Annotated in this window: 21 protein-coding genes; 17 read left to right on the forward strand and 4 right to left on the reverse strand. The window is 64.7% G+C overall.

Going from position 1 to position 21,638, the window contains the following annotated elements; all coding sequences use genetic code 11:
* The first annotated feature begins 10 nt into the window (after positions 1-10).
* The 8 genes from Q8Z05_RS15660 to Q8Z05_RS15695 all read left to right on the forward strand — a co-directional run bounded on the left by Q8Z05_RS15660 (position 11) and on the right by Q8Z05_RS15695 (position 8,575).
* A complete protein-coding gene (locus Q8Z05_RS15660) occupies positions 11-712 on the forward strand; it encodes a YggS family pyridoxal phosphate-dependent enzyme (protein WP_305943592.1) in 702 nt (233 codons plus the stop codon).
* An 88-nt stretch (positions 713-800) separates the two neighbouring features.
* On the forward strand, positions 801-1,337 hold the full coding sequence (locus Q8Z05_RS15665; RefSeq protein WP_305940512.1) for a cell division protein SepF: 537 nt from the start codon (positions 801-803) through the stop codon (positions 1,335-1,337).
* 118 nt (positions 1,338-1,455) lie between these two features.
* A complete protein-coding gene (locus tag Q8Z05_RS15670; RefSeq protein ID WP_305940513.1) occupies positions 1,456-1,743 on the forward strand; it encodes a YggT family protein in 288 nt (95 codons plus the stop codon).
* Between the two features lie 173 nt (positions 1,744-1,916).
* Positions 1,917-2,618, forward strand: coding sequence for a DivIVA domain-containing protein (locus Q8Z05_RS15675; protein ID WP_305940514.1), 702 nt, complete (start codon positions 1,917-1,919; stop codon positions 2,616-2,618).
* Between the two features lie 134 nt (positions 2,619-2,752).
* Positions 2,753-3,319, forward strand: a complete 567-nt coding sequence (lspA, locus tag Q8Z05_RS15680) for a signal peptidase II (RefSeq protein WP_305940515.1) — start codon at positions 2,753-2,755, stop codon at positions 3,317-3,319.
* On the forward strand, positions 3,312-4,238 hold the full coding sequence (locus tag Q8Z05_RS15685; protein WP_305940516.1) for an RluA family pseudouridine synthase: 927 nt from the start codon (positions 3,312-3,314) through the stop codon (positions 4,236-4,238). Before lspA ends, Q8Z05_RS15685 begins: the two co-directional genes overlap by 8 nt.
* Before the next feature lie 35 nt (positions 4,239-4,273).
* A complete protein-coding gene (dnaE, locus tag Q8Z05_RS15690; protein ID WP_305940517.1) occupies positions 4,274-7,831 on the forward strand; it encodes a DNA polymerase III subunit alpha in 3,558 nt (1,185 codons plus the stop codon).
* The gene (locus Q8Z05_RS15695) at positions 7,832-8,575 is read left to right on the forward strand and encodes an SDR family NAD(P)-dependent oxidoreductase (RefSeq protein ID WP_305940518.1); all 744 of its coding nucleotides are present in this window, start codon (positions 7,832-7,834) and stop codon (positions 8,573-8,575) included.
* 4 nt (positions 8,576-8,579) lie between these two features.
* Here Q8Z05_RS15695 and Q8Z05_RS15700 read toward each other — a convergent pair whose 3' ends face one another.
* Complete coding sequence (locus Q8Z05_RS15700) at positions 8,580-9,038, reverse strand: flavin reductase family protein (RefSeq protein WP_371745984.1); 459 nt, start codon at positions 9,036-9,038, stop codon at positions 8,580-8,582.
* 180 nt (positions 9,039-9,218) lie between these two features.
* On the opposite strand from Q8Z05_RS15700, the gene Q8Z05_RS15705 reads away from it, so the two are divergent.
* The 3 genes from Q8Z05_RS15705 to nrdR all read left to right on the forward strand — a co-directional run bounded on the left by Q8Z05_RS15705 (position 9,219) and on the right by nrdR (position 11,859).
* On the forward strand, positions 9,219-9,791 hold the full coding sequence (locus Q8Z05_RS15705; protein ID WP_305940520.1) for a hypothetical protein: 573 nt from the start codon (positions 9,219-9,221) through the stop codon (positions 9,789-9,791).
* Positions 9,792-9,858: 67 nt separating this feature from the next.
* Complete coding sequence (hisD, locus tag Q8Z05_RS15710; protein ID WP_305940521.1) at positions 9,859-11,235, forward strand: histidinol dehydrogenase; 1,377 nt, start codon at positions 9,859-9,861, stop codon at positions 11,233-11,235.
* Between the two features lie 126 nt (positions 11,236-11,361).
* Positions 11,362-11,859 (forward strand): transcriptional regulator NrdR, encoded by a 498-nt coding sequence (gene nrdR / locus Q8Z05_RS15715; RefSeq protein ID WP_305940522.1) that lies wholly within the window; start codon positions 11,362-11,364, stop codon positions 11,857-11,859.
* A 114-nt stretch (positions 11,860-11,973) separates the two neighbouring features.
* On the opposite strand, the gene ppgK is transcribed toward nrdR, so the two are convergent.
* The gene (gene ppgK / locus Q8Z05_RS15720; protein ID WP_305940523.1) at positions 11,974-12,777 is read right to left on the reverse strand and encodes a polyphosphate--glucose phosphotransferase; all 804 of its coding nucleotides are present in this window, start codon (positions 12,775-12,777) and stop codon (positions 11,974-11,976) included.
* 71 nt (positions 12,778-12,848) lie between these two features.
* Positions 12,849-13,727: a type I methionyl aminopeptidase gene (gene map / locus Q8Z05_RS15725; RefSeq protein WP_305940524.1), complete on the reverse strand. Its 879-nt coding sequence runs from the start codon at positions 13,725-13,727 to the stop codon at positions 12,849-12,851.
* 124 nt (positions 13,728-13,851) lie between these two features.
* On the opposite strand from map, the gene Q8Z05_RS15730 reads away from it, so the two are divergent.
* A complete protein-coding gene (locus tag Q8Z05_RS15730; protein ID WP_144406352.1) occupies positions 13,852-14,016 on the forward strand; it encodes an SPOR domain-containing protein in 165 nt (54 codons plus the stop codon).
* Positions 13,958-14,413 (forward strand): YceI family protein, encoded by a 456-nt coding sequence (locus tag Q8Z05_RS15735; RefSeq protein ID WP_305940525.1) that lies wholly within the window; start codon positions 13,958-13,960, stop codon positions 14,411-14,413. The genes Q8Z05_RS15730 and Q8Z05_RS15735 overlap by 59 nt, the downstream gene beginning before the upstream one ends.
* Positions 14,414-14,560: 147 nt before the next feature.
* Here the strand turns inward: Q8Z05_RS15735 and panB are convergent, their stop codons facing one another.
* Complete coding sequence (gene panB / locus Q8Z05_RS15740) at positions 14,561-15,484, reverse strand: 3-methyl-2-oxobutanoate hydroxymethyltransferase (RefSeq protein ID WP_305940526.1); 924 nt, start codon at positions 15,482-15,484, stop codon at positions 14,561-14,563.
* 270 nt (positions 15,485-15,754) lie between these two features.
* Here panB and glnA point away from each other — a divergent pair, with 270 nt between their 5' ends.
* The 4 genes from glnA (at position 15,755) to Q8Z05_RS15760 (ending at position 21,243) form a co-directional block, all read left to right on the forward strand.
* Positions 15,755-17,095 (forward strand): type I glutamate--ammonia ligase, encoded by a 1,341-nt coding sequence (glnA, locus tag Q8Z05_RS15745; RefSeq protein WP_305940527.1) that lies wholly within the window; start codon positions 15,755-15,757, stop codon positions 17,093-17,095.
* Positions 17,096-17,104: 9 nt separating this feature from the next.
* Positions 17,105-20,116 (forward strand): bifunctional [glutamine synthetase] adenylyltransferase/[glutamine synthetase]-adenylyl-L-tyrosine phosphorylase, encoded by a 3,012-nt coding sequence (locus Q8Z05_RS15750; RefSeq protein WP_305940528.1) that lies wholly within the window; start codon positions 17,105-17,107, stop codon positions 20,114-20,116.
* Between the two features lie 72 nt (positions 20,117-20,188).
* Positions 20,189-20,608, forward strand: coding sequence for a VOC family protein (locus tag Q8Z05_RS15755; RefSeq protein WP_305940529.1), 420 nt, complete (start codon positions 20,189-20,191; stop codon positions 20,606-20,608).
* A gap of 119 nt (positions 20,609-20,727) precedes the next feature.
* Entirely contained in the window at positions 20,728-21,243 is a 516-nt protein-coding gene (locus Q8Z05_RS15760) for a GNAT family N-acetyltransferase (protein ID WP_305940530.1), read from the forward strand.
* The last annotated feature ends 395 nt before the right edge of the window (positions 21,244-21,638 follow it).

Here is a 21,638-nt window from a genome sequence, read left to right on the forward strand (position 1 = left end):
CCCCCGCCTGATGGACATCCGGGAGCGCCTTGCCGCGGTCCGGCGGAGGATTGAGGCCGCCACCGAAGCCGCAGGCCGCCAGGCCAACCCGCCGGAGCTGATCGTGGTCACCAAGTTCCACCCTGCCGACGACGTGCGCCGGCTGGCGGCCTTGGGTGTTACCGATGTTGCGGAGAACCGGGACCAGGAAGCATCTGAAAAGGCTGCCACCCTGAAGGAACTCCGGCTTCGGTGGCATTTTGTGGGGCAGCTGCAGAGCAACAAGGCAAAGTCCGTGGTGCGCTACGCCCATGCTGTTCATTCCGTGGACCGGCCGCAGTTGGCAGCAGCCCTCGCCAAAGCCGTGCCCGCTGAGCAGGAGAAGACCGGCAGGGGACCGCTGGAGTGCTTTATCCAGGTAAGCCTCGACGAGGACGCGGGAAGCCACCGCGGCGGCGCGGCCCGGCTGGAGGTTCCCGCGCTGGCGGACCAGGTGGCGGGGTCGCCGGGGCTGGTGCTCGCCGGCCTGATGGCGGTGGCGCCATTGGGTTCGGATCCTGATGCGGCCTTCGGCAAACTGGCGGAAATTTCCGCCCGGCTACTCACGGACCACCCCGCAGCTTCGGGGATTTCCGCGGGCATGAGCCAGGACCTGGAGGCCGCCGTCAGGGCGGGGGCGACACACCTGAGAATAGGCTCCGATATATTGGGTTCGCGTCCTGCGTTGCGGTAGCGTCAAAGTATTGGAAGAGAATGGCGGGGATTCCAATGCTGTCAAGTCAACTCAGCGGCCCGCTTACGGACACGATTAGGAGTCGACCATGGCTGGCGCTCTGCGCAAGACAATGATCTATCTTGGGCTCGCCGATGGCGATGAACACTACGAGTCTGAGCACCACACACCGCACAAGGACGAGGACGATTCAATGGAGCATGACCGCGAGGAACGCCGGGCGCCGGCGCCCGTCCGCGAGGTCGTCCGGGAAACACCCACTCCACACGCCGCCGAAGAGGAATATCGCGCACCTGTGACACCTATCAAGCGCGCGGCCTCGAGCCGCGAAGAGACCACCGGACTCCGCCAGATCACCACGATCCACCCGCGGTCCTACAATGACGCCAAGCTGATCGGTGAAAGCTTCCGTGACGGCATTCCTGTCATCATGAACGTCACGGACATGGGCGAGGCCGACGCCAAGCGACTCGTCGATTTCTCGGCAGGTCTGGTCTTTGGCCTCCGCGGCAGCATCGAGCGTGTCACCAACAAGGTGTTCCTGCTCTCGCCGTCGTACGTCGAGGTCATCGGCGATGACAAGAAGGTCAGCGAAACACAGGCCAGCTTCTTCAACCAGAGCTAGCTCCGCAAGCGAACGGATGCCAGACGGGGACACCTGTCTGGCATCCGTGCTGAAATAGATAAGAACGGCAACAGGACACTGCGGTATCCGGAATGAACATGGAGATATGAGTTAACTCATGGGAATTGTTTTCGGACTTGTCTATATCGCTTTATTATTCGTATTTGTGGCATTGATCATCCGTTTGGTCTTCGACTGGGTGCAGATGTTTGCGCGGGAATGGAGGCCGCGGGGAGCAGCCCTGGTGGCGGCCCACACTGTCTACTCCGTCACAGATCCGCCCTTGAAAGTGCTGAGGCGCCTCATTCCGCCTTTGCGGCTCGGCGGGATTTCGCTTGATCTTGGGTTTTTGCTGTTGTTCATCGCTATCAGCGTGGCTATGGCAATCGTGAGGTCTTTCGCGTAATTTTCATTACAGCTTGCGGCGCAGTACCAGGCGGGAAACCGCCAACCACAGCATCGCTAAGAAACTCCGGTTTGACACCTCAGTGTTGAATTAGAGGAACCAGACCATATTTAGGTACCGTAGTTTTGACGGCCGGAAGGCCTACTGACTAACTAGACCAACGAGGTGACCAGATGGCTTTGACGCCAGAAGACGTTGTCAACAAGCGCTTTCAGCCGACCAAGTTCCGCGAAGGCTACGACCAGGACGAAGTTGACGACTTCCTGGACGAAATCGTCGTCGAACTGCGCCGCCTTAACCAGGAGAACGACGAGCTTCGCAAGAAGCTTGCCGAGAGCGGCTCAGGCACGCCCGCCAGCTCCGCAGCAGCGGCGCCGGTGGTGGAAAAGGTCCCTGCTCCGGTCAAGGCCGAGAAGGACGACTCCCGTGCCAAGGCGGAAGCGGAGGCCAAGGCGGCCGCTGAAGCCAAGAAGAAGGCACCGGAGCCGGCAACGGCACTCGCAGCAGTTCCGGCCCCCGCTGCCCCTGCCGCCGCCAATGCGACGGCGGAGTCCGCGGCCGGCCTGCTGGCCATGGCCCAGCAGATGCACGACAAGCACGTCGCCGACGGCCAGCAGCAGAAGGACAAGATCATCGCCGAAGCGCAGATCGAAGCCAGCAGCCTCGTCAACGATGCACAGGAGAAGTCCCGCAAGATCCTCGGCGCCCTGGAGCAGCAGCGCTCCGTCCTGGAGCGCAAGGTTGAGCAGCTGCGCGGCTTCGAGCGCGACTACCGTTCACGCCTGAAGGCCTACATCGAAGGCCAGCTCCGTGACCTGGACGCCCGCGGTTCCGTGGCAGCGCCCGAGATCAGCGACGGCAGCCCCGCCGTTTAGCACGTATTCTGAAAGCCGGTGGCTGAGGACTCCTCGGCCGCCGGCTTTTGCCATTAACTGCCACCGGTGCGGCTAGTGGCAGGCTCGAGCACCCTCCTTCCAGTCCCCGGGACTGGCTCCTGAATGAAAGCTTTATGACTGACGAAACAGCACCTGCCGCAGCGCAGCCAGCAACGACGCACGCCCGGCCCCGGAAGGCGGTCCTGCTGACGCTCTTCGCGGGCTTCGCTGTTTTTGCCTACGTCTTCGACCAGCTCACCAAGCTGTGGGTCACGAGCACCATGGTGGAGGGGGAACGCATCCCGGTGCTTCCGCCGCTGCTGCACTGGTACTACATCCGCAACTCCGGGGCTGCGTTCTCCATTGGCGAGAACGTGACCTGGGTCTTCACCATCATCATGGCGGCAGTCTCGATCGCCATCCTTTTCCAGCTGCGCAAACTTGGTTCGGCATGGTGGGCACTGGCCCTTGGCCTGCTTCTTGGGGGCGCCCTGGGCAACCTCACAGACCGGTTGTTCCGCGAACCGTCGTTCGCCATGGGCCATGTGGTGGACTTCATCCAGCTACCCAATTTCGCCATTTTCAACATCGCCGATTCCGCGGTCGTCTCCGCCGTCGTGATCATCTGCCTGTTGACGCTGCGGGGGATTACCCTTGACGGTTCACGGCTCCAGAAACCGGCGGAGGACAAGGATGCCTGAGAAACTCACCGTTCCCGAGGAACTCGCCGGGACCCGCGTCGATGCGGGACTTGCCAGACTGATGGGCATATCCCGCTCACAGGCGGCCACGCTGATTGCCGAAGGCAACGTCAGCTCCGGGGGAAAAGCCGTGGGCAAGTCCCTGAAACTGACCTCAGGCATCGTGCTGGAGGTTGTTGTCCCGGAACGGCGGGACCCCCTGAAAGTCGTGGAGGAAGTTGTGGAAGGCCTGAAAGTACTGCTGGACGACGAGGACTTCGTGGTCATCGACAAGCCGGTGGGTGTGGCCGCGCACCCGTCACCCGGCTGGGTCGGCCCCACCGTGGTCGGGGGACTCGCCGGGCTGGGGTACCGGATTTCGACGTCGGGGGCTCCGGAAAGGGCGGGCATCGTGCACCGGCTCGACGTCGGAACGTCCGGGGCCATGGTGGTGGCCAAGTCGGAGCGCGCCTATACGGCCCTCAAGCGGGCCTTCAAGGAGCGGACGGTGGACAAGGTGTACCACGCGGTGGTCCAAGGCCTGCCGGATCCCCTCGCGGGCACGATCGATGCCCCCATCGGCCGTCACCCCGGCCATGACTGGCGCTTCGCCGTCCTCGAAGACGGCCGCGAGTCCGTGACCCATTACGAAGTGCTGGAAGCCTTCGGCAAAGCGTCGCTGGTTGAAGTGCACCTGGAAACCGGACGGACGCACCAGATCCGCGTCCACTTCTCCGCCCTGCGCCACCCCTGCGCGGGCGACCTGACCTACGGAGCCGATCCGCGACTGGCCGCAACCCTGGGCCTGACCCGTCAGTGGCTCCACGCCCGGCAGCTGGGGTTCGACAATCCCCGGACGGGGGAGCGCGTGATGGTCACCAGCGACTACCCGCAGGATCTTGCCTACGCCCTCGAAGTCCTGGCCTCCGGGGACGCCTGAGCCGGATCTGCCGCGGCCCGCACTAGAATGGTCCGGTGACTTCCAGCAATGACTCGTTCGTCCACCTGCACACCCATACCGAATACTCCATGCTGGATGGGGCGGCCCGCCTGGGGGAGTTGTTCGACGAAACCGAACGCCTGGGCATGCCTGCCCTGGCTACGACGGACCACGGCTACCTGTTTGGTGCCTTCGATTTCTGGCGCAAGGCCACGGACAAGGGCATCAAGCCGATCATCGGCGTCGAAGCCTATGTGACTCCCGGGACAGCCCGCGGTGACAAGAGCAGGGTCCGCTGGGGCGAGGAAAGCCAGCGCAAGGACGACGTCTCCGGCGGTGGTTCCTACACCCACATGACGCTGCTGAGCTACAACAACGTAGGTATGCGGAACCTGTTCCGGGCCTCGTCGATCGCCTCGCTGGACTCGGTCTTCGGCAAATGGCCCCGGCTGGACCGTGAGCTGCTGAACACGTACTCGGAAGGGCTGATCGCCACCACGGGCTGCCCGTCCGGGGAGGTCCAGACCCGCCTGCGGCTCGGCCAGTACCGTGAAGCGCTCGAGGCTGCAGCCGAGTTCCGTGACATCTTCGGCGCGGAGAACTACTTCTGCGAGCTGATGGACCACGGCCTGGACATCGAGCGGCGGGTCACCGGCGACCTGCTGCGCCTGGCCAAGGACCTGAACCTTCCGCTGGTGGCCACCAACGACCTGCACTACACGCACGAGCACGACGCGAAGGCCCACGAGGCCCTGCTGGCCATCCAGTCGGGCTCCACCCTCCTGGAGCCGACCTATGACAACGGCGGTTCCCGCTTTGCCTTCTCCGGCAGCGGCTACTACCTGAAGTCCCCGCAGGAAATGCGTGAGCTGTTCCGCGACCACCCGGAGGCCTGCGACAACACGCTCCTGATCGCCGAGCGCTGCGAAGTGTCGTTCAACACCGGCGCCAACTACATGCCGCGGTTCCCCTGCCCGGAGGGCGAGGATGAAACGTCCTGGCTGGTCAAGGAAGTCGACAAAGGCCTCCACTACCGGTATCCCCAGGGCATCCCGGACAAGGTCCGCAAGCAGGCCGACTATGAGCTGGATGTCATCACGTCCATGGGCTTCCCGGGCTACTTCCTGGTGGTGGCCGACTTCATCAACTGGGCCAAGAACAACGGCATCCGGGTGGGTCCCGGACGTGGTTCCGGTGCAGGCTCCATGGTTGCCTACGCCATGCGCATCACCGACCTGGATCCGCTGCACCACGGCCTGATCTTCGAACGCTTCCTCAACCCGGACCGCGTCTCCATGCCTGACTTCGACGTCGACTTCGATGACCGGCGCCGCTCCGAAGTGATCGACTACGTCACGCGGAAATACGGCGACGAACGCGTTGCGATGATCGTCACCTACGGCACCATCAAGACCAAGCAGGCCCTCAAGGACTCCTCGCGCGTGCTGGGCTACCCCTTCAGCATGGGCGAGACGCTAACCAAGGCGCTGCCGCCGGCCGTGATGGCCAAGGACATCCCGCTGGCCGACATCCAGAACAAGGAAGCCAAGCGCTACAGCGAAGCAGGTGACTTCCGCCAGCTGATCAGTACCGACCCCGAAGCTGCCAAGGTCTTCGAGACGGCACTGGGCATCGAAGGCCTGAAGCGGCAATGGGGCGTGCACGCCGCCGGTGTCATCATGTCTTCGGACCCCATCATCGACGTGATTCCGATCATGCGCCGTTTTCAGGACGGCCAGGTCATTACGCAGTTCGACTATCCGACATCCGAAGGCCTCGGCCTGATCAAGATGGACTTCCTCGGCCTGCGAAACCTGACGATCATTTCGGATGCCCTGGAAAACATCAAGATGAACCGGGGCATTGACCTCGATCTCGAAACCCTGGAACTCGACGACGCGCCGTCCTACGAGCTGCTGACCCGGGGTGACACCCTGGGCGTGTTCCAGCTCGACGGCGGACCCATGCGCTCCCTCCTGAAGCTCATGAAGCCAGACAACTTCGAAGACATTTCCGCGGTGCTGGCCCTCTACCGTCCCGGACCGATGGGTGCCAACGCCCATACCGACTACGCCCTGCGCAAGAACGGGATCCAGGAAGTCATTCCGATCCACCCGGAGCTCAAGGAACCGCTCGCCGAAATCCTTGGCGGAACCTATGGCCTGATCGTCTACCAGGAGCAGGTCATGGCCGTGGCGCAGAAGCTCGCCGGCTATTCCCTCGGCCAAGCCGACATCCTGCGCCGCGCCATGGGCAAGAAGAAGAAATCGGAGCTGGACAAGCAGTTCGCCGGGTTCTCCCAGGGCATGCAGGACAACGGCTATTCCATGGAGGCCGTGAAGACTCTCTGGGACATCCTGCTCCCGTTCTCGGACTACGCCTTCAACAAGGCGCACTCGGCCGCGTACGGCGTGATCTCCTACTGGACCGCGTACCTGAAGGCGCACTACGCGCCGGAGTACATGGCCGCTCTCCTCACCTCGGTGGGCGATGACAAGGACAAATCGGCGATCTACCTTAACGAATGCCGGCGCATGGGCATCACGGTGCTGCCGCCGGACGTCAACGAGTCAGCGCTCAACTTCACGCCTGTGGGCAACGACATCCGCTTCGGCATGGGCGCCATCCGCAACGTCGGCGTCAACGCCGTCGAAGCCATGGTGACCGCGCGCGAGAAGGAAGGCGCCTACACGTCCTTCAAGGACTACCTCGTGAAGGTACCCGCCGTGGTCTGCAACAAGCGCACCATTGAATCGCTGATCAAGGCCGGCGCCTTCGACTCCCTGGGCCACCACCGGCGCGCCCTGGCCATGATCCACGAAGAAGCCATTGACTCCGTGATCACGCTGAAGCGCAATGAGGCGATTGGCCAGTTCGACCTCTTTGCCGGGTTCGACGAAGCCGAATCCGAGGCGTCCCTGAGCATCGACATTCCCGACCTCCCGGAGTGGGAGAAGAAGGACAAGCTGTCCTTCGAACGCGACATGCTGGGCCTGTACGTCTCGGACCACCCGCTGCAGGGCCTCGAAGGGCTCCTCAGCCAGCACGCCGACCAGTCGATTACGTCGATCATCGCGGAAGACGGCCCGCACGACGGCGCCATCATCACCATCGCAGGCATGATCACTTCGCTGAGCCGGCGGATCGCGAAAGCCAGTGGGAACGCCTATGCCCGCGCGGAGATCGAGGATCTGGGCGGTTCGATGGAGGTCATGTTCTTTGGCCAGGTCTACGGCCCCATCGCTTCGGTGCTGGCCGAGGACCTGATCGTGGTGGTCAAGGGCCGGCTGCAACGGCGCGACGACGGCGCCGTCACCTTGAACTGCATGGAGCTGTCCGTCCCGGACCTCAGCGAGGGCTTGAACGGGCCTCTGGTGATCACGATGCAGACGCACAAAGCCACGGAGGCGGTGGTGACCGAACTGGGGGACGTGCTGAGGACGCACCGGGGCAACTCGGAAGTCAGGCTCCACCTGCAGGGCGACACAAGGGTGGAAGTGATGGCGCTCCCGGTCCACTTGAGGGTCAACCCGAGTCCGTCACTCTTCGGCGACCTGAAGGTGCTCCTCGGACCGACCTGCCTGGACAGCTAGTTGCCCGGCCAGCCACTGACACGGGCGCCGGGCACGGCAGTGATTTCCGGTGCGGGCCGGGGATTCGGCGCCGCCCTGGCCGCCGTTCTCGCGGCTGAAGGATGGGCGGTGTTTGGCATCGTCCGACCGGGCGCGGTCGCCGTCACCGCGACCGCGGCCACGTGCACCGGGCACGGCAGCGTTCGGTTCCTGGAATGGGACATCGCGCATCCCTGCCCGGAAGACGTGGCGGAGGTCCTCGCCGGGGCAACCATCGACGTCGTCGTCAATAATGCCGCAATCGGCAGCAGCCAGAAGACACTGCGGGAAGTTGACGCCAATGCCCTGGTGCAGCTCCTCGACAACAACATCGTGGGTGCCGTCCGGGTGACCCGGGCATGCCTGCCCGGGCTGCACCGGGCGGGGGAGTCCGGCCGGAGGCCCGTGGTGGTGAACGTGTCGTCCAGGCTGGGCTCGGCAGCGCTGCAGGCGGGCGGCGATTTCGCAGGTTTCGGGACGAGCTACGGATACCGGCTGAGCAAGGCGGCGCTCAACATGCTGACGCTGAGCCTGCATGAGGAATTCGGTGCGGAAATGGACGCCTGGTCCGTCCACCCCGGCGCGCTCACCACCGGAATGGGACGGGCCGGTGCGTCGAAGGAGCCCGCAACCGCGGCCAGGGAGCTCCTGCGGGAACTCACCGGCGGCCGCGGGACCAGTCCGCGGTACTTCGAACTGGGAGCGTCCGTGCCCCTGCCCTGGTGAGGCCTTAGATCTCGTAGTCGAGGGGTACGGGCTGGCTGTAGGCGCCCGAATGGTAGAGCAGCGGGGAACCGTCCTCGCCCACCTGCCCTTCCACAACCTCCACCACAACCACCGCGTTGTTCTCAAAGGACAGGCGCATCTGGATTTTGCCGATCAGCCAGCCCGCGACGTCCTTGAGGACGGGTACGTCGTGCGGTCCGAGTTCCCAGTGGTCACCCTCGAAACGGTTCTTCGTCCGCGCGAAGCGGTCTGCGAGTTCCTGGTTTTCCAGCCCCAGCATGTGGACGCCGATGTGCGTTGTGTTGGCAATGGCCGGCCACGAGCTGGAGGTGCGAGCCATGTTGAAGGTAAAGCGCGGCGGCTGGGCGGACAGCGATGCCACGGAAGTAGCCGTGAATCCGTACGGAACGCCGTTGTAGTTCACGGTGATAATCGCCACGCCGGCCGCATGCCGGCGGAACATCTCCTTGAACGTGCCTTCGAAGGCTGCGTTGTCTGAGGTCACTGTGATCTAACTCCCTGCTGAAACTAATTCCGGTTGAATCCTGCATGCCAGCGTAGGGGCCTGCCGGCGCCGTCCGTGACTTGGTTACACGCCGCGTCCTGTGTTTAACGGCGGTGAACATTTGTTAATGTTTGTTTCATGACACAGCCATCCGGCACCGGCCCGGTCCCGCCGAACCCGCAGCATCCCGGGGGTGCCGGCAACCCGCCCGCCTATGGTGAACTTTACCGCGGTGACAGCGGGTCGTGGCGCCTGCCGGCGGCCATAACTGCTGCCGGGATTCCGGTGGGGCTTTTGTGGTGGCTGCTGGCACCCGGCGGCCTGAACCTTCTCTCCGGCAACCCCTCCCTCGCCAGCGGCACGAATGCAGAAGGCTGGCTTCCCCGTGACCTCGTGCTGGCAGGCTTGTTCCTGCTGGCAGGCTGCGTCACCGGATTCCTCCTCAACGGAAATCGAACCGGTGCCCCGATGCCCGGAACAGTGCTCTCCGCGGTGATCGGCGGGGCGCTTGGCGCCGTGATCGCCTGGCAGAGCGGGGTGCTGGCGGGGCAATGGTGGGGACCGAACGAAGACACCGCGGCGAATGCCAGCATTGCATTCTCGCTGCGGGCCTTCGCTGTCCTGGCCATCTGGCCCGCCGCCGTTGCGATTGCAGTCTTCGTGGCTAACCTGATCAGCCTTCTTGGCAAGCCACCCGAACAGGACAGCTAAGCCGAGCCGTTGCCCGGCTGTGCTTAACACGGAACGAGGCGCTCCGGTGGGCACGTAAAATGGTCGGGTGACCATTTCACCGGACAGCCCCGCCCAGACCGCCACCCCGGCCATCAGCTACCGCACCGTTGACCTGCGCGGCCAGCGGCTCTCCCTGGCCGGGCTTCGCGCGGCCGTTCCCCGTGCCCGGCACCAGACCATGGCCGACGCCGAGCAGAAGGTTGCTGACATCATCACGGCTGTCCGCTCGCGGGGCTTCGCCGCGCTCAGCGACCTCGCCAGGACGTTCGACGGCGTGGAGCAGGAACACCCGCGGGTCCCCGCTGCTGCGCTGCGCGCAGCACTGGAGAACCTGGACCCGGCAGTACGGGCGGCCCTGGAGGAATCCATCAGCCGCGCCCGCAGGTTTGCTGACAGGCAGCGGCCGGCAAACATCGACGTCGAGCTGGGCGAAGGCGCCGTGGTGAGCCAGAACTGGGTGCCGGTAGGCCGCGTGGGACTCTATGTCCCCGGCGGGCTGGCGGTCTATCCGTCCTCGGTGATCATGAACGTCGTCCCGGCGCTGGCTGCCGGCGTTGCATCCATCGCACTTGCGTCTCCTCCACAGAAAGACTTCGGGGGACTCCCGCACCCCACCATCCTGGCTGCTGCGGCCCTCCTGGGTATTGACGAGGTGTACGCCATCGGAGGTGCCCAGGCCATCGCAGCCTTCGCCTACGGTGTTCCCGCGGAGGATCCGGACGCAGCCCTGGATCCCGTGGACGTGGTGACCGGGCCGGGAAACATCTTCGTAGCCACAGCCAAACGGCTGGTCAAGGGCGTTGTGGGCATCGACTCCGAGGCCGGCACCACCGAGATCGCCATCCTCGCGGACAGCAGCGCCCGTCCGTCACTGGTGGCGGCCGACCTCATCAGCCAGGCCGAGCACGACCCCAAAGCGGCATCGGTCCTCATCACCGATTCAGAGGACCTCGCCGACGCCGTCCGGGCGGAACTTGACGTGCAGGCGGGTTCGACCAAGCACGCGGGGCGGGTGCGGGAAGCCCTGTCCGGTCCGCAGTCCGGAGTGGTGCTGGTGGATGACCTGGACCAGGGGATCGCGGCCTGTGATGCCTACGCCGCAGAGCACCTGGAGATCATGACGGCGGATGCCCCGGCCGTCGCTGCCCGCATCCGCAACGCGGGAGCGATCTTTGTGGGCGACTACAGCCCGGTCAGCCTGGGAGATTACTGCGCGGGATCCAACCACGTGCTGCCTACGAGCGGCACGGCAGCCTTCTCGTCGGGCCTCAACGTCACCACGTTCCTCCGTGCCATCCAGGTGGTCAATTACAGCAAGCCGGCCCTTGAGCGGGTCAGCGGCCACATTGTCAGCCTCGCCGGAGCGGAGGACCTGCCGGCCCACGGCCAAGCCGTGACGGCGCGGTTCGCCGGCAACGGCTAACCACTACATGTAGTAATTACAGGCTTGTTATTCAGCTATATGTAGTCGTAAACTGGGCTTGGAGGAATATGGCCCGGCACTTTCAATTCAGCCGGCCGGTTCAACCCCGCCAGGGAAGGAAGCAACGTGTATTGTCCGTTTTGCCGCAACCCTGATTCCCGCGTGGTGGACAGCCGGATGGCCGACGACGGCTCAGCCATCCGCCGCCGCCGCCAGTGTCCCGAATGCGGCCGCCGCTTCACCACCGTGGAAACCACCAGCCTCACGGTGATCAAGCGCTCCGGCGTCGGCGAGCCGTTCAGTCGCAGCAAGGTTATCAACGGCGTGCGGAAAGCCTGCCAGGGCCGCCCTGTGACCGAAGACGACCTGGCCCTGCTGGCACAGGAAGTCGAGGAGACAATCCGCGCATCCGGCGCTGCGGAGATCGACGCCCACGAGGTGGGCCTGGCCATCCTTAGCCCGCTCCAGAAACTCGACGAAGTTGCCTACCTCCGCTTCGCGAGTGTGTACCAGGCCTTTGAATCCCTGGAGGATTTCGAAGCAGCGATCGCTATCCTTCGGCATGAAGCGGAAGTCGAAGCCAAGGCTGCCAAGGGCTCGAGCTCAGAAAAGAGCCCACTCTAGACTCCGGTGGTGGCAGCGGAGGGGAAGCCGAAGCCACCACCGGCACCAAAGCCCGGCACGCGTTTGGCCGGGCCCCAGGAGGCCCGGCCAAACATGGGTTCCGCGTCGTGCCGCCTATTTGGCCAGTTTGTGCGTCAGTGCGACCTCGATGGCGGCACCCACAATCCCGGCGTCGTTCTTGAGTTCCGCAGGGACAATCTTCGTGCGGAGCTTCATGTGTGGCAGGTACTCATCGGCGCGCTTGGAAATGCCGCCGCCCACGATGAAAAGTTCGGGGGAGAAGAGAAACTCCACGTGTGAGAAATAGCGCTGGAGGAGCACGCTGTATTCGGTCCAGCTCAGGCCGTCCCGCTCGCGGGCCACGGCCGAAGCCTTGCTTTCGGCGTCAAAACCGTCAATCTCGAGGTGTCCGAGTTCGGCGTTCGGGACCAGTTTGCCGTTGAAGATGAAGGCCGAGCCGATACCCGTCCCGAGCGTAATCACGAGCACGGTGCCGGAAACGCCTTCACCGGCGCCATAACGGGCCTCGGCCAGGCCAGCAGCGTCGGCGTCGTTGATAACCTCCACGGGGCGTCCGAGGCGCTTCGTCAGAAGGGCATCGATGTCCGTGTTGAGCCAGGACTTGTCGACGTTGGCGGCAGAGTGCACCACACCATGCTGGATGATGCCCGGGAAGGTCACGCCGACGGGGGAATCCACGGCAGGGGCGTCTGGCCGTGCGTTGAGCTCCTCGACCACCGCGGCCACCGTTTCGGCAACGGACTCCGGAGTGGCCGGCTGAGGCGTGGGGACGCGGAAGCGGTCGCCAACGAGCTTGCCCTTCTTGAGGTCGACTATGCCGCCCTTGATTCCGGTGCCGCCGATGTCAATTCCGATCAGCGGGGCGTTCTTGGTTGACTTGTCGTCCTTCTTGGCCAATGTGATTCCGTTCGTGGCTGGTGTCGGGCAATGGGCGGAGCAGATAAGAAACCGGCGGGGCCGGCGGAAGATCAGGGAAGGGTGAGGATCTCGGCGCCGGATTCGGTGACGAGCAGGGTGTGCTCGAACTGGGCCGTGCGCTTGCGGTCCCGCGTCACCACGGTCCACTCATCGGCCCACATGTCCCACTCAACCGTACCCAGCGTCAGCATCGGCTCAATGGTGAACACCATGCCCGTTTCCATCACTGTGTTGTAGGCGGGAGCGGCGTCATAATGCGGGATGATCAGGCCGGTGTGGAAGGCTTCGCCGACGCCGTGGCCGGTGAAGTCCCGGACCACGCCGTAGCCGAAACGCTTGGCGTATGACTGGATGGCGCGGCCAATGACGTTGATTTCCCGTCCCGGGGCCACAGCCTTGATGGCGCGGTTGAGGGACTCCTTGGTGCGCTCCACAAGGAGCCGGGATTCCTCGTCAACGTCTCCCACCAGGAAAGTGAAGTTCGTGTCGCCGTGCACGCCGCCGATGAAGGCGGTGATGTCGATGTTCAGGATGTCGCCGTCCTGCACCACGGTGGTGTCCGGTATTCCGTGGCAGATGACCTCGTTGAGCGATGAGCACAGGGACTTGGGAAAGCCCCGGTAACCCAGGGTCGACGGATAAGCATGGTGGTCCAGCAGGAATTCGTGGCCGATCCTGTCGAGCTGGTCCGTCGTGACGCCGGGTTCGATGTGCTTGCCGACCTCCACGATGGCCTGGGCCGCGATCCGGCTGGCGATCCTGATCTTCTCAATAGTCTCGGCGGATTTCACCTCCGAGCCGGTGAACTTCTCCGGACCGGGCTTGCCCACATACTCAGGGCGGGGAATCGACGCCGGCACGGGCATCTGCGGGCTCACCGTTCCGGGGACAAGTGTGCCGGTGGGTGCAGTCGAAGCAAGAGAAGGCATAGATTGATCATATAAGCAGGCATAGAAGCCCATGTAACGGACAGCCGGATCGGCACCCGATGAAGCGCTACGTTACGTGGATCACTTTCAGCGGCGGGAAGCCCGCAGGATGCGAGGAGCAGCGATGACCGAGTACTGGTATAACGTCAAAACCCACGAGGTGGAAGAGGACGCCATGTCCGATTGGACGCAGCTGATCGGGCCATACAAGACGCGCGCCGAAGCCGAGCATGCGCTGGAGAAGGTCAAGGCACGCAACGAATCATGGGAAAAGGGCGACGAGGACTGACGCGTTTTACGGCGCCGACACTTCGGTTCGCGGAGCCTTCAACGAGCTCGACGGCTCCATAACGGTTGACGCAGAGAAGCCGGACCGCTCAAGGGTTGAGCTGACCCTCAAGGTCGCGAGCATCGACACCCGCAATCCCGACCGCGATCAGCACTTGCGGACCAACGATTTCTTTGACGCTCCCCGGTTCCCGGAGATTACGTTCGTGGGCAACAGGGTGGACCAGGTGGACGAGGGCCACTTCATTGTCAGCGGTGACGTGACCATTCGGGGGATCACCAAGGAGATTTCGATCCCGATCGACTTCATGGGCGTCGAGCGGGACCCGATGGGGAACCTCAGGGCCGGCTTCGAAGGTTCCCGTCGCATCAACCGCCAGGATTTCGGGCTCAGATGAAATACGGCGCTGGACTCCGGCGGCGTGCTCGTGTCGGACAAGATCACCCTGGAGTTTGAAGTGTCCGCCATCAAGGTCGGCGTCGGCGCCGCACGGGCCGAAGCCTAAGCGGGCCGAAGCAAGGGCGAGCCCCGTCCCGTTGCGTGGCTAGAACGAGTGCTCGGGGCCGGGGAAGTGTCCCGTCCGCACGTCCTCGCCATAGGCCTTGGCGGCGTTGCTCAGCGACGTGCGCAGATCAGCATACTGCTTGACGAATTTTGCCATTTTTCCGCCGCGAAGTCCGGCCATGTCCTGCCAGACCAGGACCTGGCCGGTCGTCGCGTTGCCGGCACCGATGCCGACTGTCGGAACGGCAATCGCAGCATCGACGGCTGCTGCGGTGGCGGCAGGAACCATTTCCATCAGGACGCTGAAGGCTCCGGCGTCGGCGAGGGCCACGGCGTCGTCGATCAGCCGCTGTGCGTCATCGCCGCGGCCCTGGACCCGGTAGCCGCCCAACGAGTGCTCGCTCTGGGGAGTGAAGCCGATGTGGGCCATGACCGGAATGCCGGCCTGGACCATGGCCCGGACGGTGTCCGCGTAGAACTTGCCGCCTTCAATCTTCACGGCATGGGCAAGGCCTTCCTTCAGGAACCGGACGCCGGTGGCCACCGCCTGCTCGGCTGAAACCTCATAGCTGCCGAACGGAAGGTCCGCGACCACCAGGGCCCGCTTGGCCGACCGGGCCACGGCGCGGCACAGCGGCAGCAATTCCTCCACGGTCACCGGGAGGCTGGTTTCGTTTCCGAAAACGTTGTTGGACGCGGAGTCGCCCACAAGGAGCACCTCGATGCCGGCTTCGTCGAAGATCTCGGCGGTGTACTGCTCGTAGGCCGTGAGCATGGCAAAGTGTTCGCCGTTGGCCTTGGCCTGCTGCAGGTGGTGGGTCCGGATTCGTGCCACAGGCTTCCTCGCAGTGTCCGACGGCGTTGCAGCGCCGGCGGCCGTTGCTGCGGCCCCGGCGGGCCCGTTGCCGTAGGGAGCAGGTACTTCAGTGGACATGCTGGAATCAGAATTGTTGCTTGTGGCCATGGCTAGAGCGTAGTGCGATACTGCAAGTCCTAGCTACCGGACGGCGTGCCCCTGCCGGTGAATCGCGTCACAAATCGGCGTCGCCGGGGCTCTGCACGGAGCCCCCCGCCCGGCGTCATGGGCAGGCGTACATGTTAACGGTGTGTTACGCGGACCTCCGGCTCCAACATTCAGCGGGAATGCTTAGTAAAGTGAATCGTGAGCTGCCGCCGGCCGCAAAAATATACGGACCCGGGGCATCAAAAACGTTGATCCGGAGAAGAGGCCATCATGGACCGCCAGCAAGAGTTTGTCCTGCGGACGATCGAAGAACGCGACGTACGGTTCGTGCGTCTGTGGTTCACGGATGTCGTGGGTTCACTCAAGTCTGTTGCGCTTGCCCCGGCCGAGGTCGAGGGCGCCTTCGAAGAGGGCCTGGGCTTCGACGGCTCCGCGATCGAGGGGCTGGCCCGCGTGTTCGAATCCGACATGCTGGCGCAGCCGGACCCCTCCACGTTCCAGATCCTGCCGTGGCGCGGGGAAACCGAACAGACTTCCCGCATGTACTGCGACATCCTGACGCCCGACGGCGAGCCGTCCGCGGCGGATCCCCGCAACGTCCTCAAGCGCACCCTGGCGAAGGCCGCGGACATGGGCTTCACGTGCTACACGCACCCAGAGATCGAGTTCTACCTGCTGAAGTCCCAGGAACCCGGGCCGGACGGTTCGCCCGTCCCCGTGGACGAGGGCGGCTACTTCGACCACGTCCCGGGCGGCGTCGCACAGGATTTCCGGCGCACCGCCGTCACCATGCTCGAATCCGTGGGAATTTCCGTCGAGTTCAGCCACCACGAAGCCGGCCCCGGCCAGAACGAGATTGATCTCCGTTACGCGGACGCCCTGCAGACTGCGGACAACATCATGACCTTCCGCACGGTCATCAAGGAAGTCGCCCTCCAGCAGGGCACCTACGCCACCTTCATGCCCAAACCGTTCACCGCCCACCCGGGATCGGGCATGCACACGCACTTCTCGCTGTTCGAAGGCGACACCAACGCCTTTTACGAAGCCGGCGCGGAATTCCAGCTGTCAAAGACCGCCAAGCAGTTCATCGCCGGCATCCTTAAGCACGCTCCCGAGTTCACCGCCGTGACCAACCAGTTCGTGAACTCGTACAAGCGGCTCTGGGGCGGCGGCGAAGCGCCCAGCTACCTGAGCTGGGGACACAACAACCGCTCCGCGCTGGTGCGCGTTCCGCTCTACAAGCCGGGTAAGGGCCAGTCCGCCCGCATCGAGTACCGCGGCATCGACTCCGCGGCCAACCCCTACCTGGCCTACGCCGTACTGCTCGGCGCCGGGCTTAAGGGCATCGAAGAGGGCTATGACATTCCTGCCGCCGCCGAGGACGACATCTGGTCGCTGAGCTCGGCCGAACGCCGTGCCATGGGCCACGATCCGCTGCCCGCCAGCCTGCACGATGCGATCAGGGCCATGGAGGAATCCGAACTCATGCCGCAGATCCTCGGCGAGCAGGTCTTCGAGTACTTCCTGCGCAACAAGCGCGCCGAATGGCAGGACTACCGTCTCCAGGTGACGCCCTACGAGCTGCAGCGCAACCTCGGCATCCTGTAGGCGGCTCCGGTGAGCCTTGCCCGTCGCCTGATCTCCGCCGGTTTCAATGACCTGGAAAAGGGGGAGCGGTTCCTTGCTGCCCGGGAGCTGGAGGGGATCGACCAGAAGGCCCTCTTCGCAGGCTTCCACCTGGCCGCCAATCCCGACACCGCGTTGCAGTCGCTGGTTCGCCTGATCGAAAAGCACCCCGACCTTCGGAAACTTGCCGCCGCGGACATTGACACGAGCGAGCCGCTCTACCGGGTCCTGGGGGCCTCGGAAGCCCTGGGCGAATTCCTGATCCGCCACCCGGAGCACCTGGACGCGTTCGATGTCGTGGCGAGCCCGGAGCCCGTGGCGGCAGACGCGGGCGAACTGAGGTCGCGGCTGCTGCGGTCCGTGCAGGCTGACCCGAAGGCCCGCAGACCTGTGGCCGGGCTGTCCGGGGCCGAGGCCTATGTGGCGCTTCGCACCGCGTACCGCCGGGGTGTGGTGGACCTGGCGGTCAAGGACCTGTGCGCCGCCGACCCCCTGGATTTCATGCCCGCTGCCGGTGCCGAGCTGGCAGACCTTGCGGGCGCAGCCATCGAAGCTGCCTTGGCGGTGTCCAGGGCTGAAGCCGGCGAACAGTTCGACCCGGCGGAAATCGCCGACGTCGGCCTGGCCGTTATCGGCATGGGCAAATGCGGTGCCCGCGAACTTAACTACATCTCCGACGTCGACGTCATCTACGTCATTGAAGCGGACGGCCTGGACGACGCCCGTGCAAACACCATCGGGACCGCCCTTGCCACGGGGATCTCCCGGGCCATCATGTCCATCGGCCGGGAACCCGGCCTCTGGGAGGTGGATGCCAACCTCCGGCCCGAGGGGAAATCGGGACCGCTGGTGCGGACGCTGGCCTCGCACCAGAGCTACTACGCCCGCTGGGCTGAAAGCTGGGAATTCCAGGCCCTCCTGAAAGCGCGCACCATCGCCGGCGACACCGAGCTGGGCGCCCGCTACGAGGCTGCTGTCCTGCCGTTGATCTGGGGTTCGGCGAACCGGGAAGGATTCGTGGAATCCGTGCAGGCCATGCGCCGCCGGGTCACGGACAACATTCCCGCGGACGAGGAACAGCGCCAGATCAAACTGGGCCGCGGCGGCCTGCGGGACGTCGAGTTCACCGTGCAATTGCTGCAGCTTGTGCATGGAAAGGCCGACGAGTCCCTCCGTCACCGGGACACCACTTCGGCCATCGCCGCGCTCTCCGCCGGGGGCTACATTGGGCGCACGGACGCTGCCGAATTCGATCACGCCTACCGATACCTGCGCCTGCTGGAACACCGGATCCAGCTCTTCCAGCTGCGCCGTACCCACCTGATGCCGGTGCGGGAAGAGGCCCTGCGCGCCCTCGCCAAGGCCGTGCTGGGCCCGTTCGCGCGTGAACGCCCGCACCCCGATGCCCTCCTTGCTGCCTGGCAGAAGACCAAACGGTCCGTCCGCGAACTGCACGAGCGCATTTTCTACCGGCCGCTGCTGAACACCGCCGCCAAGCTGAGCAGCGAAGACGCACGGCTGACGCCGGAGGCGGCCCAGGGCCGCCTGGCCGCCCTGGGGTACCTGGATCCGCGGGGTGCCATGCGCCATATCGAGGCGCTCACCGCCGGAGTCAGCCGGCGCGCCGCGCTGCAGCGCCAGCTGCTGCCCATCCTGCTGGGGTGGCTGGCCGACGGAGTCGATCCCGACGCCGGGCTGCTGGGTTTCCGCCGCGTTAGTGAGGCGCTGGGAACCACGCACTGGTACCTGGGCATGCTGCGGGATTCGACCGCAGCCGCCGAACGGCTGTGCCATGTGCTTTCCAACTCGCGCCTGATCGCCGACCTGCTTGAGGTGTCTCCGGAATCGGTGGCGTGGCTGGGGACCGACAAAGACCTGGTACCGCTGGGATTCGAGGCCCAGTGGCTGGAAATCACCTCAAAAATGTCACGGCACGAGGACCCGGAAAGTGCCATGCGGCTCATCCGGCTGATCCGGCGCCGGGAGATCCTCAGGGTCGCCATCGCGGACAGCGCCGGACTGCTGGACCAGGACCAGGTGGGCGTTGCCCTCGCGGACACGGACCGTGCAGCCGTACTGGGCGCACTCCGGGTCGCCGAAGGAATCGTCGCTGCGTCCGGTCCGCTGAAGACCAGGGTCCTGGTGGTGGCCATGGGCCGGCAGGGCGGGCGCGAAATCGGCTACGGCTCGGATGCGGACGTCATGTATGTGCACCGCGGCCTGCCGGGGGTTCCCGAGGAAGAGGCGCAGAACCAGGCCGCCCAGATCGTGGGCCACATTTCGAACCTGCTGACCCAGCCGCTTAAGCCGGCAATCCTTGCCGAGCGGGTGCTGATGGTGGACGCCGACCTGCGGCCGGAAGGCAAGAGCGGCGCCATGGTCCGTTCCCTGGATTCCTACGCCGAGTACTACAGGCGTTGGTCCCTGGTTTGGGAAGCCCAGGCGTTGCTTCGGGCCCTGCCCATTGCAGGGGATGACGACCTTGCCGGCGATTTCGTCGAGCTGATCGACCCCCTTCGCTATCCTTCGGAGCTGTCGGACAAGGACGTGCGGGAAATCCGCAGGGTCAAGGCCAGGGTTGAAGCAGAGCGGCTGCCCCGTGGCGCAGATCCCGCACGGCACCTTAAACTGGGCCGCGGCGGCCTGAGCGACGTCGAATGGCTCGTTCAACTGCTGCAGCTGCAGCACGCGGGCAAGCATCCGGAGCTGCGGACCACGTCAACCGTGCCGGCCCTGGAAGCCGCTGCCTCCCTGGGCCTGCTGGGGCAGGATGAGGCGGAGCTCCTGCTCAGCGCCTGGCGGCTGGCCAGCCGCATCAGGTCGGCCAACGTCATCTGGACCGGCCGGGCGTCCGACCTCCTGCCTTCTTCACGCAGGGACCTGGAAGCCGTGGCCCGCTGGTGCGGCTACAAACCAGGCAACGCGGCAGCCCTCGAAGAAGATTACCTGCGGCTCAGCAGGCGCGCCCGCGCGGTGTTCGAACGCGTTTTTTACGGCCAGTAACCCGGTCCGCGGCATGCTGAGCAGGTTAACCGGGGGCTGACACGCGGCGGCGCCCGATGCTAGTTTGAGCGCATGGCCACCCAACTCTTTCTGAACTTACCCGTCAAGGACCTCAACAGGTCGGTCGAGTTTTTCACCGCGCTCGGCTTTTCCTTCAACCCGGATTTCACCGACGAGAATGCCACCTGCATGATCATTAATGACGGCGCGTACGTCATGCTGCTGGTGGAAAGCTACTTCAAGACTTTCATTTCCAAGGGCATAGCGGACACGGGCAACGCTGCCGAGGCCATCGTTGCCTTCTCCGTGGACAGCCGGGAAGACGTGGACGAAGCGGTCCGCAAGGCCCTGGCGGCAGGCGGAGCTCCCGCGCAGGAAGTCCAGGACTACGGCTTCATGTACAACCACAGCTTCCAGGACCCGGACGGCCACCTGTGGGAAGTCTTCTGGATGGACCCGGCCGGACCGCCGGCCGATGCGCAGGCCCCCTAGAGCCTGCACCTAAGGCCACTGCACCGCACTTCCCGTTTGAGGTTCGATGGAACGCGCGACGCCGGCCGTCACCGCTAGAGGTGACGGCCGGCGTCGCGGTTTGTGGGTAGGCTCAATCCATGCCTGATTCCGTGTGGCTCATTGCCCTGAAGAGCCTTGATGACGACGCACGGGCGATCAAGCTCGGCGAAGTTGCGGAGTTGGAACTTGCCGAAGGCCAGCAGGAATTCGCCGGCGATCCGCTGCGCATGATGCTCGTGGCGCTTGAAGAGGATTCACGCGTTCCCTATGTGGTGGACTCGGGCGGAAAAGCAGTTGGCGTGCTGACGCTGCAGCGCGACGCGGCATCCCTCGCCGGCTGGGCTGACGACGGCTCGGTGTGGCTGCTGCGGGGCTTCCTCATCGACCGTACGCACCAGGGCCAGGGCCTGGGCGCCCAGGCCGCTGCTGCTGCCGTCCGCGAGGCGGCGAAACTGACGGCCCGGCTGGGCGGGGGAGAGGCCGGCGTCGTACTTTCCGTCAACGAACGCAATCCAGCAGGCATTGCCGCCTACCGCAGGGCGGGTTTCACGGACCGCGGACAGTACCTGGGCGGGGATGCCGGCCCGCAGCGAACCATGTACCGCTCCTTCTAGGCGGGGACCCGTTGCCGGCTGCGGAACAGGGCGCCGCTCCAGGCGGTTGGACGGCTGTGCCCTTTGGGGTTGCTGTGACTGGAGTGACACATGTATCTTTAGTGCATCCTGAGTGCATCTGTGATAACGGGGGGCCGGTGAATGTCACACGCGATACAAGGCGGAGCGACGCCTCTTACCGACCCGTCCGCGCGGACTGAACCGCACCGCTGTGTCAGGGCCTCAGTGACACACAGCCTGCCCGGCACTATCTGCGCCGGCAGCGCTTCACTTCTTCCCAAGATCCGGTTCGCCAAGATGCGGGGCGCCGGCACCTAGCCTCTAAGGGTCCGTGAATCCGGCCTGCTTCGGCGGGCCGGCGATGCCAGATCGATTCCGGGATTTCGGCAACGGCA

The organism is Arthrobacter oryzae, assembly GCF_030718995.1.
Taxonomy (GTDB): domain Bacteria; phylum Actinomycetota; class Actinomycetes; order Actinomycetales; family Micrococcaceae; genus Arthrobacter; species Arthrobacter oryzae_C.

Coding starts and splice junctions, on each gene's coding strand:
- glnA (WP_305940527.1), top strand. CDS start 15,755: ATGGACCGCCAGCAAGAGTTTGTCCTGCGGACGATCGAAGAACGCGAC.
- map (WP_305940524.1), bottom strand. CDS start 13,727: ATGCCTTCTCTTGCTTCGACTGCACCCACCGGCACACTTGTCCCCGGA.
- Q8Z05_RS15700 (WP_371745984.1), bottom strand. CDS start 9,038: ATGTTCCGCCGGCATGCGGCCGGCGTGGCGATTATCACCGTGAACTAC.
- Q8Z05_RS15735 (WP_305940525.1), top strand. CDS start 13,958: ATGCGCTGGAGAAGGTCAAGGCACGCAACGAATCATGGGAAAAGGGCG.
- lspA (WP_305940515.1), top strand. CDS start 2,753: ATGACTGACGAAACAGCACCTGCCGCAGCGCAGCCAGCAACGACGCAC.
- Q8Z05_RS15665 (WP_305940512.1), top strand. CDS start 801: ATGGCTGGCGCTCTGCGCAAGACAATGATCTATCTTGGGCTCGCCGAT.
- Q8Z05_RS15660 (WP_305943592.1), top strand. CDS start 11: ATGGACATCCGGGAGCGCCTTGCCGCGGTCCGGCGGAGGATTGAGGCC.
- Q8Z05_RS15760 (WP_305940530.1), top strand. CDS start 20,728: ATGCCTGATTCCGTGTGGCTCATTGCCCTGAAGAGCCTTGATGACGAC.
- Q8Z05_RS15675 (WP_305940514.1), top strand. CDS start 1,917: ATGGCTTTGACGCCAGAAGACGTTGTCAACAAGCGCTTTCAGCCGACC.
- Q8Z05_RS15730 (WP_144406352.1), top strand. CDS start 13,852: ATGACCGAGTACTGGTATAACGTCAAAACCCACGAGGTGGAAGAGGAC.
- Q8Z05_RS15685 (WP_305940516.1), top strand. CDS start 3,312: ATGCCTGAGAAACTCACCGTTCCCGAGGAACTCGCCGGGACCCGCGTC.
- Q8Z05_RS15705 (WP_305940520.1), top strand. CDS start 9,219: ATGACACAGCCATCCGGCACCGGCCCGGTCCCGCCGAACCCGCAGCAT.
- Q8Z05_RS15755 (WP_305940529.1), top strand. CDS start 20,189: ATGGCCACCCAACTCTTTCTGAACTTACCCGTCAAGGACCTCAACAGG.
- Q8Z05_RS15670 (WP_305940513.1), top strand. CDS start 1,456: ATGGGAATTGTTTTCGGACTTGTCTATATCGCTTTATTATTCGTATTT.
- panB (WP_305940526.1), bottom strand. CDS start 15,484: ATGGCCACAAGCAACAATTCTGATTCCAGCATGTCCACTGAAGTACCT.